Annotated in this window: 12 protein-coding genes and 2 pseudogenes; all 14 read left to right on the top strand. The window is 38.0% G+C overall.

Annotation, left to right across the window (positions count from 1 at the left end; translation table 11 throughout):
- The first annotated feature begins 421 nt into the window (after positions 1-421).
- The 14 genes and pseudogenes from HBN42_RS02265 to HBN42_RS02200 all read left to right on the top strand — a co-directional run bounded on the left by HBN42_RS02265 (position 422) and on the right by HBN42_RS02200 (position 13,871).
- Complete coding sequence (locus tag HBN42_RS02265) at positions 422-847, top strand: PTS sugar transporter subunit IIA (RefSeq protein WP_165993312.1); 426 nt, start codon at positions 422-424, stop codon at positions 845-847.
- 12 nt (positions 848-859) lie between these two features.
- Complete coding sequence (locus HBN42_RS02260; protein WP_165993310.1) at positions 860-1,351, top strand: PTS sugar transporter subunit IIB; 492 nt, start codon at positions 860-862, stop codon at positions 1,349-1,351.
- A 15-nt stretch (positions 1,352-1,366) separates the two neighbouring features.
- Positions 1,367-2,176, top strand: a complete 810-nt coding sequence (locus HBN42_RS02255) for a PTS mannose/fructose/sorbose/N-acetylgalactosamine transporter subunit IIC (protein ID WP_165993308.1) — start codon at positions 1,367-1,369, stop codon at positions 2,174-2,176.
- The gene (locus tag HBN42_RS02250) at positions 2,173-3,000 is read left to right on the top strand and encodes a PTS system mannose/fructose/sorbose family transporter subunit IID (RefSeq protein ID WP_165993307.1); all 828 of its coding nucleotides are present in this window, start codon (positions 2,173-2,175) and stop codon (positions 2,998-3,000) included. The genes HBN42_RS02255 and HBN42_RS02250 overlap by 4 nt, the downstream gene beginning before the upstream one ends.
- Positions 3,001-3,143: 143 nt before the next feature.
- Positions 3,144-4,778, top strand: a complete 1,635-nt coding sequence (locus HBN42_RS02245; RefSeq protein ID WP_165993305.1) for a sensor histidine kinase — start codon at positions 3,144-3,146, stop codon at positions 4,776-4,778.
- A 3-nt stretch (positions 4,779-4,781) separates the two neighbouring features.
- On the top strand, positions 4,782-5,549 hold the full coding sequence (locus tag HBN42_RS02240; RefSeq protein WP_165993303.1) for a response regulator transcription factor: 768 nt from the start codon (positions 4,782-4,784) through the stop codon (positions 5,547-5,549).
- Between the two features lie 3 nt (positions 5,550-5,552).
- Positions 5,553-6,599 carry an extracellular solute-binding protein gene (locus HBN42_RS02235; protein ID WP_413251916.1) on the top strand — a complete coding sequence of 349 codons (1,047 nt, stop codon included), beginning with the start codon at positions 5,553-5,555 and terminating at the stop codon, positions 6,597-6,599.
- A 350-nt stretch (positions 6,600-6,949) separates the two neighbouring features.
- On the top strand, positions 6,950-7,390 hold the full coding sequence (gene msrB / locus HBN42_RS02230; protein WP_165993299.1) for a peptide-methionine (R)-S-oxide reductase MsrB: 441 nt from the start codon (positions 6,950-6,952) through the stop codon (positions 7,388-7,390).
- Positions 7,353-8,046: pseudogene (locus HBN42_RS02225) on the top strand (HD domain-containing protein). Before msrB ends, HBN42_RS02225 begins: the two are co-directional and overlap by 38 nt.
- A gap of 111 nt (positions 8,047-8,157) precedes the next feature.
- Positions 8,158-9,330: an Mbeg1-like protein gene (locus HBN42_RS02220; protein ID WP_165993297.1), complete on the top strand. Its 1,173-nt coding sequence runs from the start codon at positions 8,158-8,160 to the stop codon at positions 9,328-9,330.
- Between the two features lie 110 nt (positions 9,331-9,440).
- Positions 9,441-10,295: an aldo/keto reductase gene (locus HBN42_RS02215; RefSeq protein WP_165993295.1), complete on the top strand. Its 855-nt coding sequence runs from the start codon at positions 9,441-9,443 to the stop codon at positions 10,293-10,295.
- A 276-nt stretch (positions 10,296-10,571) separates the two neighbouring features.
- Positions 10,572-11,277 (top strand): annotated as a pseudogene (locus HBN42_RS02210) (aldo/keto reductase).
- A 228-nt stretch (positions 11,278-11,505) separates the two neighbouring features.
- Positions 11,506-12,525, top strand: coding sequence for a YeiH family protein (locus HBN42_RS02205; protein ID WP_165993293.1), 1,020 nt, complete (start codon positions 11,506-11,508; stop codon positions 12,523-12,525).
- Between the two features lie 185 nt (positions 12,526-12,710).
- Complete coding sequence (locus HBN42_RS02200) at positions 12,711-13,871, top strand: alpha/beta hydrolase (RefSeq protein ID WP_165993291.1); 1,161 nt, start codon at positions 12,711-12,713, stop codon at positions 13,869-13,871.
- Positions 13,872-13,935 lie beyond the last annotated feature (64 nt).

The raw sequence follows: 13,935 nt of genomic DNA, 5'->3' as shown, positions 1-13,935 counted from the left end.
TATTAATAGCTTTCACTTATCGATGGATGCAAAAAAGAAGTTCCTAAGTTAGTAGCAAGGTTAGAAACAAGTTAAAAGATAGGTTTTTCTCAAGACTGATCTTCATTTATGAGGATCAGTTTTTTGTTAGGAAAGAAGTTCACTATTTTTTCAATAGCTAAGACCTTTGGTAACCCTTTTAAGAGCAAGAAGTGGACAAATTCTTTACTAAATATAGTGTCCAACTTTTTGGGGTTAGTACAGCCTCTCATTAGTCTTTTTTAGGTTCTGATTAAGATCATTCAGCTTTCTTTGTGTAGGATTGTCTACACATTAAGTAGAATAGTCCATTTTAAAAACGTTTTCATTTGATAAAATGAAGCTGTAACTTAGCCAGTCAGATACTGGTAAAGGTAAGTCTCGCACTTAGTTGGAGGAAAAGATGAAACGAAAATGTCTAATTGGTAGTCATGGGAAATTAGCCAGTGGTTTGCAGAGCTCAATTGAAATTTTAGCAGGTCGTGGCCAAGAGATAGAAACGATTGATGCCTATATTGATGATAGTGACTACACTAGTCGCATTGAGGACTTTATTGCAGGAGTGGCAGCTGATGAACAAGCACTCATTTTCACAGATTTATTGGGAGGTAGTGTTAATCAGAAAATGCTTGCAGCAGTGATGGCAAGTGGTAAGGACAATATTTTCTTAATCTCAAATAGCAATCTAGCGACTCTCTTATCACTCATGTTTTTAAAACCAGATGAAGCTCTTACAAAAGAGGAAATTCAAAACACTATTAATGAATCCCAAGTTCAGTTGGTTGCTATAGAAAGTAGCCATGACTCTGATGATGACTTTTTTAATTAAGGAGGAAGAAAAATGATTACTCAAATTCGTGTTGACGACCGTCTGATTCATGGACAAGTAGCGGTTGTTTGGACAAAGGAATTAAATGCTCCCTTACTTGTGGTGGCAAACGATGAAGCAGCTAAAAATGAAATCACACAAATGACTTTAAAGATGGCAGTGCCAAATGGCATGAAACTCTTGATACGTTCTGTAGAAGATTCCATCCAGCTTTTCAATGATCCGCGGGCAAAGGATAAACGTATCTTTGTCATTGTTAATTCTGTGACAGATGCTTGTGCTATTGCTAAAAATGTAAGCGATTTAGAAGCTGTCAATGTAGCAAATGTTGGTCGCTTTGATAAATCAGATCCAGCCAGCAAGGTCAAATTAACTTCCAGCTTATTGTTAAATCCCAAAGAGTTAGAAGCAGCTAAAGAACTAGCCAGCCTTCCAAACTTGGATGTCTTTAACCAGGTCTTGCCTTCAAACAGCAAGGTTCACTTAAGCCAATTAGTCAAATAAAGAGAGGTGATAGAGATGTTAATGCCAGCAACAATGGCAGCCCTTGCTGTCTTGATTTGTTTTGGAGGAAATTATTTAACCGGTCAAAGTATGATGGAGCGTCCACTAGTGGTAGGCTTGGTTACAGGTCTGTTACTGGGGGATATGAAGGTTGGTATTTTGATGGGAGCTTCTCTTGAGGCACTCTTTCTAGGAAATGTCAATATCGGTGGTGTCATTGCTGCAGAGCCTGTAACAGCAACTGCAATGGCAACAACTTTTACCATTATTTCACACATTGACCAAAAAGCAGCCATGACCTTGGCAGTACCAATTGGGATGCTTGCAGCCTTTGTGGTCATGTTTTTGAAAAATGTCTTTATGAATATCTTTGCTCCGTGGGTAGACAAGGCGGCCGCTGAAAATCAACAAGGTCAGCTTGTTTTACTTCATTATGGGACATGGATTGTTTATTACCTCATTATTGCCTCTATTTCATTTATTGGTATTTTAGTGGGCAGTGGGCCGGTTAATAGCTTTGTTCAACATATCCCTCAAAATCTTATGAATGGTTTGAGCGCAGCTGGAGGTCTCTTACCTGCTGTCGGCTTTGCTATGCTGATGAAACTACTGTGGACTAATAAATTGGCAGTCTTTTACTTATTAGGATTTGTCTTGACAGCTTACTTGAAATTGCCTGCAGTTGCAGTAGCTGCCCTTGGTGCTGTGATCTGTGTCATCAGTTCACAAAGAGATTTGGAAATGGATGCTATTGGTAATGGTCTTATCAGTAAGCAAAACACATTTGATTCCAAAGAATCAGAAGAGGAGGATTTCTTTGCATGAAAACGCAAGACAAGTTGACTAAAGAAGAACGCAAAATGTTACGCTCAGTCTTTTGGCGTTCATGGACCATGAATGCTAGTCGTACTGGGGCTACTCAATATCATGCTATTGGGGTCATTTACACCTTATTACCTGTCATTAATCTGTTTTATAAAAAGGATAAAGATAAGGCAGAAGCCTTGGTTAGACACACCACATGGTTTAATGCAACCATGCACATTAATAACTTTATCATGGGACTTGTGGCTTCAATGGAAAAGAAAAACAGTGAAGATCCAGAATTTGACGCCAGTTCTATTACGGCTGTTAAGGCTTCCTTGATGGGACCTATTTCTGGCGTTGGTGATTCTTTCTTCTGGGGAATCTTACGGGTGATTGCAGCAGGAATTGGGATCTCACTGGCTAGCACTGGTTCAGCCATGGGAGCAGTTGTTTTCTTGCTACTTTACAATATACCTGCCTTTATTATTCATTACTATAGTTTATATGGTGGTTATTCTGTCGGTGCAGGCTTCATCAAAAAGTTATATGAATCAGGTGGTATCAAGATAGTTACCAAAACCTCTAGTATGCTTGGTTTGATGATGGTTGGTTCTATGACAGCTTCAAATGTTAAATTTAAAACTATTTTAACCGTTGCTGCTAAAGGGGCTAAAGAAGCAGCTTCCATACAAAACTATTTGGACCAATTATTCATTGGCATCGTGCCTTTAATGGTTACTTTGACTGCCTTTTGGCTTCTACGTAAGAAAGTCAATATTAACTGGATCATGTTTGGCATCATGTTCTTAGGGATTATCCTAGGATTGTTCGGCATTTGCTAATTGACTGTAGACAAAAAGATAAGTAGAAGTCTATTCTCCTCTTTTACTTATCTTTTTTAAGTTTACTTTAAAAGCAAGTGACTCTAGCAAGGCTTGGCTGACATTTGCTATAATAAAAGATGTTAGAAAGGAAAGAGTGGCTCATGGAAGAACAGTTTAAAAAACACTTACAAGACGATATCTCGCATGATTTTTCGCATCAATCCCTGATCTTATCGGTCTTATTAATTGGCTTTTTTCTAATTTTTTCCTTAGCCCCTCAACAAATTGGTCTCTATCGTGATCTAAAGAGTGTGGAGGGAACTTACCATCACCTCTTAAAGAAAAATAGAAGTCTGTTAAAGGATCTTAATCAGACCATTTTAGCTTCATTTTTATCTCATCAATTGACCCTTGATGACCTTGGTAAGCAGTATTATCATTTTAGAAATCATTCTCAAAGTCAGACAGAACTTATGATTTTTAGTCCTGAAAATCAGCTCTTGTTTGCTAGTAATCAACAATTAGGTAATTTTTTCAACCAATCGGTTTACATGTCGCAAATCATCCAAGAAGCCAAAAGTAAGAAAAACCTAGTAAAAATTATCATGGATAATGAAGAAGAACATTTTTTAGCTATGATTGAACCTATTAGGGTTAACAACCTTATCAAGGGTTATTCTGTTTTACTGATGAACGGTAAGGATTTTTTGCCTCCTTCCAAGGATATTAATTCAGATATTATCATTTCAGATCGCTTTGATAACAGTTTTGTCTTTAGTAATCGTGACTTTATTTCTTCCAGTCTTCATAAGGTAGATAGCCGCTTGTTGAAAGGATACTTTATCTTTCATGGGAATCGAGCTTTTATTCTTAGACAGATCAAGCTGAGTCCAACTATTACCCTCTTTCTTTATCGCCCCTTAATTCCTATTAAGATGGTGCTCTTATTTTCATTAATTTCTTCTCTAATCATTTTTATGGTCTTGAACTGGAAATCAAGATCCCTAGCAGATAAGATTGCTTCCAAGAATTCACGAGCTATTACTCAAATAACCAGAGATATGGCAGCTATTTCTAGGCAAGAAAAATCAAGGATTGAACTGAGCAGCCAAGATGAATTTCAATTCTTAGCCGGACAGATCAATCAAATGGTCGGACGCTTGCAGGGCTTGAACGATAAAACCTTAGAACTGGAAAAGCAAAGGTTAAACTTTGAAAAACGTATGCTTGAGGCGCAATTTAACCCTCATTTTCTCTACAATACTCTAGAGACGATTTTGATTACCAGCCATTATGATCCTGAGCTAACCGAAAAAATTGTGCTTCGCCTAACCAAATTGCTACGTTATAGCCTAAATGGTTCTTCAGAAGCTGTGCCACTAAAGGAAGATTTGGCCGTTTTGGAGTCTTATTTAGTCATTAATAAAGTGAGGTTTGAAGAGCTTGATTATGAGATTGTATGTGATAAGACCCTTGAAGATCTTAAGATTCCCAAGCTCTTTTTGTTACCTGTGGTTGAAAACAGTATTAAGTATGGTTTTCGTCACCGCCACGATGTGTCACTTGGCATAGAAATTAGTAGGGTAGCAGATACTATCTACTTTGCAGTATCAGATAATGGGCCGGGAATTAGCCCTGATAGACAAGCAGAAATCAGAGCACTCTTAGAATCAGAAGATTCACATCATGGTCTGGTGAATTCCTACAGACGTTTGAAACATCATTTCTCAGAGGTGACCCTAAGCTTTGAGAAAAGAGAGAAGGACTTTTTGCTACTTTATAAGATTAAGGAGTAAGAGATGTACAAACTTTTAATTGTGGAAGATGAACATCTGATTCGTAAATGGCTTCATTATGCCATTGATTACAAACTATTAGACATTGTCGTTGTGGGAGAAGCAAAAGATGGCAAAGAAGGAGCAGCACTGATTGCTGAAAGCAAGCCTGATATAGTTTTGACAGACATCAATATGCCAATCATGACAGCCTTTGAAATGTTTGATGCTACAAAAGACTATTCTTATGCCAAAATCATCTTGTCAGGCTATGCCGATTTTCCAAATGCCAGATCAGCCCTTCACTACGGTGTACTTGAATTTTTGACCAAGCCCCTGGAAAAAGAGGCCTTATATCAGACTTTAAGAAGCATTATTGAGCGACTAGAAGATCAAAAGCTAAGAGGTGATCAAAGTCATCTGTACTTACCACTTCCTCAGATCAGTGAACAATTGCCAGAGGCAGCGCAAGACATGTTGCACTTCATTCATGACCACTATCAGGAAAAAATCATGATTAGCCAATTAGCCCATGAGCTAGGCTACAGTGAAAGTTACCTCTACAATTTAGCTAAAAAACACCTGAACATGACCTTGAGTGATTATATCAACCAATACCGTATCAACCAAGCTATCCAACTGATGCTCAATGAACCAGACTTGTTGGTCTATCAGATTGCAGAAGCTGTAGGCATTTATGATTATCGTTATTTTGATCGCGTCTTTAAAAAATATATGGGACAAACGGTCAAGGCCTTCAAAGAACACTTAGTCAAACTTAGCACAGAATAGGAGATGAAAATGTCCAAGACCTATGTTAAAGTCTTAGCTCTTTTAGGAATTCTTATGCTAGTAATCTTTACTTCTTTTTACTATCTTAATCACAGGGATAGGCGAAGTAGTCCTGACACTAAAGAACTAGTGATTTTAAGTCCTAACAGTCAGACCCTCTTAACAGGAACTATTCCTGCCTTTGAAGAAAAATATGGCATCAAAGTCAGGTTGATTCAAGGAGGAACAGGTCAGCTCATGAAGCAATTAGAAAAGAAAGGTTCAGGCTTAAAGGCAGACCTTTTCTTTGGTGGTAATTATAGTCAGTTTGAAAGTCATAAGGATTTATTTGATTCCTATCTTCCTAAGGCAGCCAATCATCTCATTGCGGATACTCTTTATCCCAGTGACATTGCTAGTCCTTACACCATTAACGGTAGCGTCTTTATCGTTAACAATGCTCTGGCCAAGGATATTCCCATTCGTTCCTATGAAGATTTGCTCAATCCAGCTTTAAAGGGCAAAATTGCCTTTGGGGATCCTAATAGTTCATCCAGTGCTTTTTCCCAACTAACCAATATCTTGTTAGCCAAAGGTGGTTACAAAAATCCCAAAGCCTGGAACTATGTTCAAGATTTGATTCACAACATCAATGGTATTAGCTCTGCTAGCTCATCAGATGTTTACCAGTCAGTAGCTGATGGTAAAATGGTGGTGGGGCTCAGCTATGAGGATCCTTGTCTTAACCTGCAAAAGAGCGGAGCTAATATTTCCATTGTTTACCCCAAAGAAGGAACGGTCTTTCTACCTTCGTCAATGGCCATCGTCAAAGGCTCTAAATCAATAGAAAAGGCCAAGGCTTTTATTGATTTTGTCCTGTCTTTAGAGGTTCAAAACAGTTTTGCCCAATCTACAACCAATCGTCCTATAAGAAAAGATGCCAAGACCAGTAGTGATATTAAACCATTAGAAGCCATCCCCACACTAAAAGAAGACTATGCCTATGTCAGCAAGCATAAAAATAGCATTTTAGACAAGTACAATAGCTTGCGCCAAGCTTTTGATCCCTAAAAGATTTTATTTAGAAGCTTTTGAGATAGGAGAGTCAAAGAAGCCCGACCAGTAGGATACAAAGCCTTACTCAGACACTCTGATCAGGGCAAAAAAGATCTTTAAGGCAACTCTCTAATGACTTTGTTTGTCATCAGTTTTCTCTGAGAAATCATCACTTTGTCTACAGTCTGAACTCACTTGAAAAAGTGAGTTTTTTCCTGCCTTAAAGTCATAAGAAGAATGAGAATATGATAAAATAGACCTAAACTTAAGCTGTCAGTTTGCTAGTAAGATAAGCTAAGCTGACTACATTAATCCTAAAAACGAGACATTTTTAAAATAAGGCCTATCAAAAAGGAGGTATAAAGGTGGAATCTAAAGAAGAACTACGTCAACGTATTGGCGATTTGTCCTATCAAGTGACTCAGGAGGGAGCAACTGAAAGAGCCTACAGTGGTCAGTATGATCAGTTCTTTGAAAAGGGTATCTATGTAGATGTTGTTAGTGGCGAAGTCCTCTTTACCTCACTGGATAAATACCAATCAGGCTGTGGCTGGCCAGCATTTTCAAAACCTGTTGAAAACCGTGCTGTAACCAATCATGAAGATTCATCCTTTGGTATGCACCGAGTAGAAGTTAGAAGCCGTAATAGCAAGTCTCACCTTGGTCATGTCTTTAATGATGGACCTGTTGATAAGGGAGGCTTGAGGTACTGCATTAATTCAGCAGCCCTAAACTTTATCCCCTTTGAAGAATTGGAGCAAAAAGGGTATGGGGATTACAAGGCCTTATTCACAGGAGATCAGTAAGCTGACTACAAAGGAGCAGCTATTAAAAAAGACAGAAAACTGGGTCAAAGCTAAGCTAGAAAACGATTCTAGTGGTCATGACTGGTGGCATATTGTTCGTGTTCGAAACATGGCTAAGGCAATTGCTCAAAAAGAAAATGCAGACCTTTTTATCTGTCAAATGGCTGCTCTCTTGCATGACATGGCTGACAGTAAATTAAATGATGATCCTCAAAAAGCGGATCTAGAAGTTGAACAATGGTTAGTAAAAGAGCAAGTAGATCCGGAACTTGCTGAAGAAATCTTATATATTACGAGACACATCTCTTATCGACTAGGGCAGGATCAAAGATTAAAAAAGCTTGGAAATTAAGGTTGTTCAAGATGCAGACCGCTTGGATGCCATGGGGGCTATTGGAGTAGCAAGAACCATGGCCTATTCTGCTTATAAGGGACGGCTTATCCATGATTCCAATAGATCATTATCTCCAGATCAGCTCAGTAAAGAAGCTTATAGAAGTGGGGACGACACTGCCATCATACATTTCTACCAGAAATTATTAAAACTAAAAGAACTGATGAATACAACTTATGGCATGCAAATAGCAGAGCAGAGGCATCAATTTTTAGAACTTTACTTAGAAGAATTTTTTGCTGAATGGGATGGTCAGCGCTAGCCATTTAAAGAAAGCTAAGGGAGGCTTTTAATAAAAGAACTTCCTTAAGGAAATGCTCTGACTACTTTTTTCAAATTTCGAAGACATCAGTTTTAGAAAGGTGCGGATCAATTGCCAACAATTAGTGATTATATCCAACATAATAGCCAAAAAAGTTTTGAAGTGTTGCCATTAAATGAAGTTGATATTGTTGCTATTAACGAGATCGGCTATTTATCTTTTGACCAATTAGTAGAGAAAAAAGAAGATAAGCCTTTGACGATTGATTTGGAAAAGGTCCTAGCTGATGAGGCTGAGGATAGTAAAAAGCTGGTTTATAACTTCTTGATGACCAAAGAGAGAATTGAGCTTTTCAGACAGATGCGAAAGTCTGAGCGTTTTAAAGGCCTAAGTCTGTCTTATTATGTCAATGAAATTGACCTAGAATCTGAGAAGCAGTTTGCTGCTATGATTTTTGAAATAGATGCTATTAAGCATACTCAAATTGTTTTTAGAGGAACAGATGATAGCTTAATTGGCTGGAAGGAAGACTTCAAATTAACCTACATGAAAGAAGTGGCAGCAGACAGGTCAGCTATTTCTTACCTAAGTTCTTATTTGGAAAATAATCCTGATAAAGAGATTGTTGTCAGTGGACATTCCAAAGGTGGGAACTTGGCTCTTTATGCTTCAAGTTTTCTGCTCCCAAACTTACAAAAGGCCATCAAGAAAATTTATTTGCTGGATTCACCAGGCCTGGCCGAAGAGTTTCTAATGAAAGAGGGCTATCAAAGGATCCGTGATAGATTGGTTGTTATTAGGCCACAAGAATCCATCGTTGGGGTTATGCTTTATTGTGATGTCAAACCCAAAATTGTCAAAAGCCTTTCCTTTGGTCTCTTGCAGCATAAGACTGCTAATTGGCAGGTTGATCTAAGTGGTAAATTTGAGACTGTTTCAGATCCCACTGAACTCAGCCGCATATTGGAACTGACTTTCAGGGATTGGACCAAACAATTGTCTAAGCATGACCTCAAGTTGGTCTGTGATTCCTTTTTTGATAGCTTGATTGCTAGTGGAATAACCAGTCTTAATGCCTTTCCTTTTGATGAAAAATCTTTTACACATTTCTTTCAGGTGATTACATCCCTGCGCTCCATTGACCAGGCCAAAAAGGTGATCATACTTAAGTCCATGAGACAGCTTATTCATGATTATACTGGCTACCGCAAAAGAGAGGTTACTGATAAAATCCAAAAGCATATCTCACAATTATTGAAACTCAAATCATCCAAAAAGCTTTGAAGACTTACAGGCCTTTGAAGCTTTTTCTTGTCTTCATAGCACTTTAAGTTTTCTGCTTGACTTGCTCTCTATGATCAATGGTATAATGAGCTTAGAACGGAGGATGCATTATGATAGGAGTGCTTAAAATGGCTAGTGGTTATTCCATTCCAAAACTTGGTTTAGGAACCTGGATGATTGCAGATGAAAAGGCTGAGTCCATTGTTTCGCAAGCTCTAAAATTAGGCTATCGTCATATTGATACTGCCCAAGCTTATAAAAATGAAGTTGGTGTTGGTAAGGGGATCTTTCTTTCAGGTATCCCGAGAGAAGAAATATTTGTCACCAGCAAAGTGGCAGCAGAGCATAAAAACTATGAAGCTGCTGCTCAGTCCATTGACCAGTCATTGAAAAAATTAGGCTTAGATTATCTTGATTTAATGATTATTCATAGTCCCCAACCTTGGTCAGAATGGCGTGCCACTGATAAAGACTTTGATGCTGGTAATTTAGAAGACTGGCGTGCACTTGAAGATGCACAGATGGCAGGAAAAGTGAAGACAATTGGCCTATCCAACTTCCTCATAGAAGACATTGAAAATATTTCTAAAAATGGACGGATCAAACCAGCTGTTAATCAGATCTTAACCCATATTGGTAATACACCCTTTGAACTCATTGACTATTGTCGAAAAGAAGATATTTTATTAGAAGCTTATTCACCCATTGCACATGGTCAAGCTATGGGAAATGAGCTGATTACAGAGATGGCTAATAAATATCAGGTTTCAAATGCCTTATTGTGTATAAAATATGTTCTTCAATTGGGGATGGTTGCCCTACCAAAAACTGAAAATCCTGAACATATGTTATCTAATATGAATACTGATTTCATGATTTCTAGGGACGATATGGAAATCTTAAAAGCCATTGACTTTAAAGAATATGGAGACTATAGTCGCTTCGCAGTTTTCTCTGGCAAATAATGTAAAAAGGTGAAGAAAATAACTTCATCTTTTTAATTTTTGCAGAGGCTATCAGGACTTGAGAAGCTAGATAAGCTAATGACTGCTCAAGTATTCTTGGAAGCAGATTTCCCCAAGTCAAAAGAGAACTTAAAAATTCTGAAACACCATTTTTTCTTAGCTTTTTTCTTAAGCTGAAAGAGGAGCTAAGGTTTATGATAGGACAAATAGGAAATGAGAGACTCTTTTAATGGCAGGATAGGGCATTAAAAGAGTAAAATTGATCTGAAGAGTTGTATGAGTTTTGGGGATTCTAGTAAGGGTTTTCATTCAGGCTGGTTACTTGATGAGGAAAAAAGCCGTCAGATTATTAAGAAAGCCCTTGATTTAGGCATTCATTTTTTTGACACAGCAAATATCTATGCTGCTGGAACAAGTGAAGTGTATTTGGGCAGAGCACTTCGTGACTTTGCTGATCGTGAAGAGGTCATTATTGCCAGTAAGGTCTACTTTGGTGATGGTCAATTAGAGCTGAGAAAGTGCATTATCTTAGTGCATCAGCTATGTATGCTTAGCAATTCCAAAAAGCCCAATATGTAGCAGAAAAAGATGCTTGGATAAAATTTTCTGTCATGCAAAATCATTACAATATGCTCTACCGTGAAGATGAACGAGAACTCATTCCATTTTGCAAGGATGGTGGGGTTGCTCTGGTTCTTTACAGTCCCTTAGCAGCTGGACGGGTTGTTAGAGATTGGAATGCGGATACAGCCAGAAGTAAAACTGATGAGACCGCAATATCAAAATATGATCAAACGAAAGAGCAAGATAGGGTTATTGTTAAAAGGATTGCAGAGCTGGCTCAAAGATTAGGAATTGGTAGGACTCAGCTAGCTTTAGCCTGGTTGTGGCAAAAGGGAGTTGATGCTCCAATTGTTGGAGTTACCAAGGAGAAATATTTAGATGACTTTATGGGGCATTTGATGTGAAACTCAGTCAATAAGATATAGACTTCTTAGATGCAGAATATATTCCTCATAAGATTGTGGGTGCTTTATAAAGAAAAAGGCTTGAACTGATATGAAAGAGGTTCAAGCTTTTTTTCTTGATCTTTTTTCTGAAGTGGTAGGGGAAAGCTCTTTTCTCCTTTTCTGAACTTTTAGTTTCCTAGTCTATTTTACAAGTGATTTTAAAAGTTCTATAATAGTTTTGAGAAAAGAGGAATTCTGATATGATAGCTTTTAAAACTAAAATACCCGGTCTACTAATTTGTCTTATACTAGCCATACCTGCCTGGCTATTGGGACAGAAGTTTCCCATCATCGGAGCACCTGTTTTTGCCATCTTATTTGGGATGCTGGTGGCTCTTTTTTATAGTAATAGACAAAAAACACAAGTAGGAATTGCCTTCACCTCCAAGTATATTTTACAGGCTGCAGTGGTTCTTTTAGGATTTGGTTTAAACCTAACCCAGGTGATGGCTGTTGGTGCCCAATCACTACCAATCATCTTATCAACGATTTCAACTTCCTTGCTGCTTGCTTATCTGCTTCAAAAGTGGCTTCATTTGGATCTGAACACAGCAACTTTAGTGGGTGTAGGTTCTTCTATTTGTGGAGGTTCAGCAATCGCTGCTACGGCTCCTGTTATTGAAGCTAAAGATGATGAGATTGCAAAAGCCATTTCCGTCATTTTTTTCTTTAACATTTTAGCGGCCCTTATTTTTCCCACCCTTGGACAGCTTATTGGGCTTTCCAATCAGGGCTTTGCCATTTTTGCCGGTACTGCAGTCAACGATACCTCCTCAGTAACAGCCACAGCTGCGTCATGGGATGCTATCCATCATACTAATACCTTAGATAGTGCTACAATTATTAAATTGACCAGAACCTTAGCCATTGTCCCAATAACCCTGGGTCTATCCTATCTCAAGGCCAGAAAGAAAAATGATCCTAGTAAGGGAAAGACTTTTAGTTTGAAAAAAGCATTTCCAGCTTTCATCTTATACTTTTTGCTAGCTTCTCTATTAACAACGGTAGTCAGTGCCCTTGGTTTTCATCCGGCCCTATTTACAGTTTTAAAAACCATCTCAAAATTTTTCATTGTCATGGCAATGTCAGCCATTGGTTTAAACACGGATCTTCTTAAATTAATCAAAACAGGAGGGCAAGCTATCTTATTAGGCGCTCTTTGCTGGCTGTCTATTAGTGGGATTAGTCTTGTCATGCAATCTCTTTTAGGGACTTGGTAATAGCAGTTTTTTGCCTTTTGACTTACTTTCATTCCTAAGGTGTCTGCTCATATTAGCAATAAAAAAGTGAACAATTCCTAGATTTAGGTTGTTCACTTTTTTGATTTAATGGCTTCAGTTTGCATGTCTTTTCTTCTTTTGATAATCTAGTATTACTAACAAATTCAGAAAATATGGAGCTATTTATGAAAATTCTTAAGCAAGTCAGTTTCTTTCTTCTTGAATTGATTATCTTTATCATTTTCCTTTTTAATCTAGCCACTCTTTTTCCTATCCCTCGTTTAGGATCAATTGCCAATCACTATACAGTTCCCTATATTAGAATCTGGTTACCTCTACTTTTTATCTTATTTCTAATTAGTGTGTATCTGGCCTATCATCATAAAAAGTTTTGGCATATTTTAAATGCGATCTTGGCCTCTTTTAGTTTTTTGATTGGGCTCTATATGGTTATAAGTATACAGACCAATCTCAATCAGTTGGGAGCTGATGTTAGTTTTTTAAAATCTTACCAGGCTGAAGATACCTATGGTGTCAGTGTTGACTCAGTGACCTACTCTTCCTCCAAGGCTGGAGATGTGAAACTCAACGTCTATCAAGTGGATGATGGTAAGGAAAATAAGCCAGTGCTCATTTATATCCATGGTGGAGGCTGGGTAGCTGGTCATAGATCATCTCATTCTTACTATTGGAAGTCTTTTGCTAAAGATGGCTATGTTGTAGTCAGTCTAGATTATGACCTATCTAGTAAAAAACGTCATTTATCAGATGTGACTGAAAGCCAGCTAACCAAGGGGTTTGCCTGGGTTGAACAAAATATTGGCCAATATGGTGGTTCAACCGATCATCTTTTTGTAACAGGTGTTTCTGCAGGTGGTAATTTGGCCTTAGAATTGGCTTATAAGATCAATAAGGGTCAATATAAGAAATCTTTAGGTGTGGAATTACCAAAGGTTGATGCTGTTTCTGTTTTGTATCCAGTTGCAGATCCCAAGAGCTTTTATGAAAATAATGACTCTGTCAAGGGAGACATTGCCAAGTCCATGGTCATGGCCTATCTGGGTGGTCGTCCCGACCAAGTTCCTAAAAAATATGCTCAGCTGACCCCTAAAAATGCAATTTCTGATAAGACACCACCAACCTTATTTATCTCTGGTCAAAGAGATACATTGGTGCCACAAGAAGCTACCTACGACTTAGCGAGACAGTTGACAAAGAAGAAGATTCCTAATAAGCTGGTTATTATGCCATACACCAATCATGCCTTTGATCGGATTGATGCTAACTTAGGGAGTCAAGCTTATCTTAAGTTAACCAAGGACTGGTTTAAGGACTACTTAAAATAAGCTGTGGAAAACAAGAAACTATTCCAACGCCAGTTTTTATGGTAACATGGAAAAAATAAAACTA

It is taken from the genome of Streptococcus catagoni (assembly GCF_011421425.1).
GTDB lineage: Bacteria > Bacillota > Bacilli > Lactobacillales > Streptococcaceae > Streptococcus > Streptococcus catagoni.
Note: the sequence above shows the minus strand (reverse complement) of the source record. Positions and strands in the feature narration are given on the sequence as shown.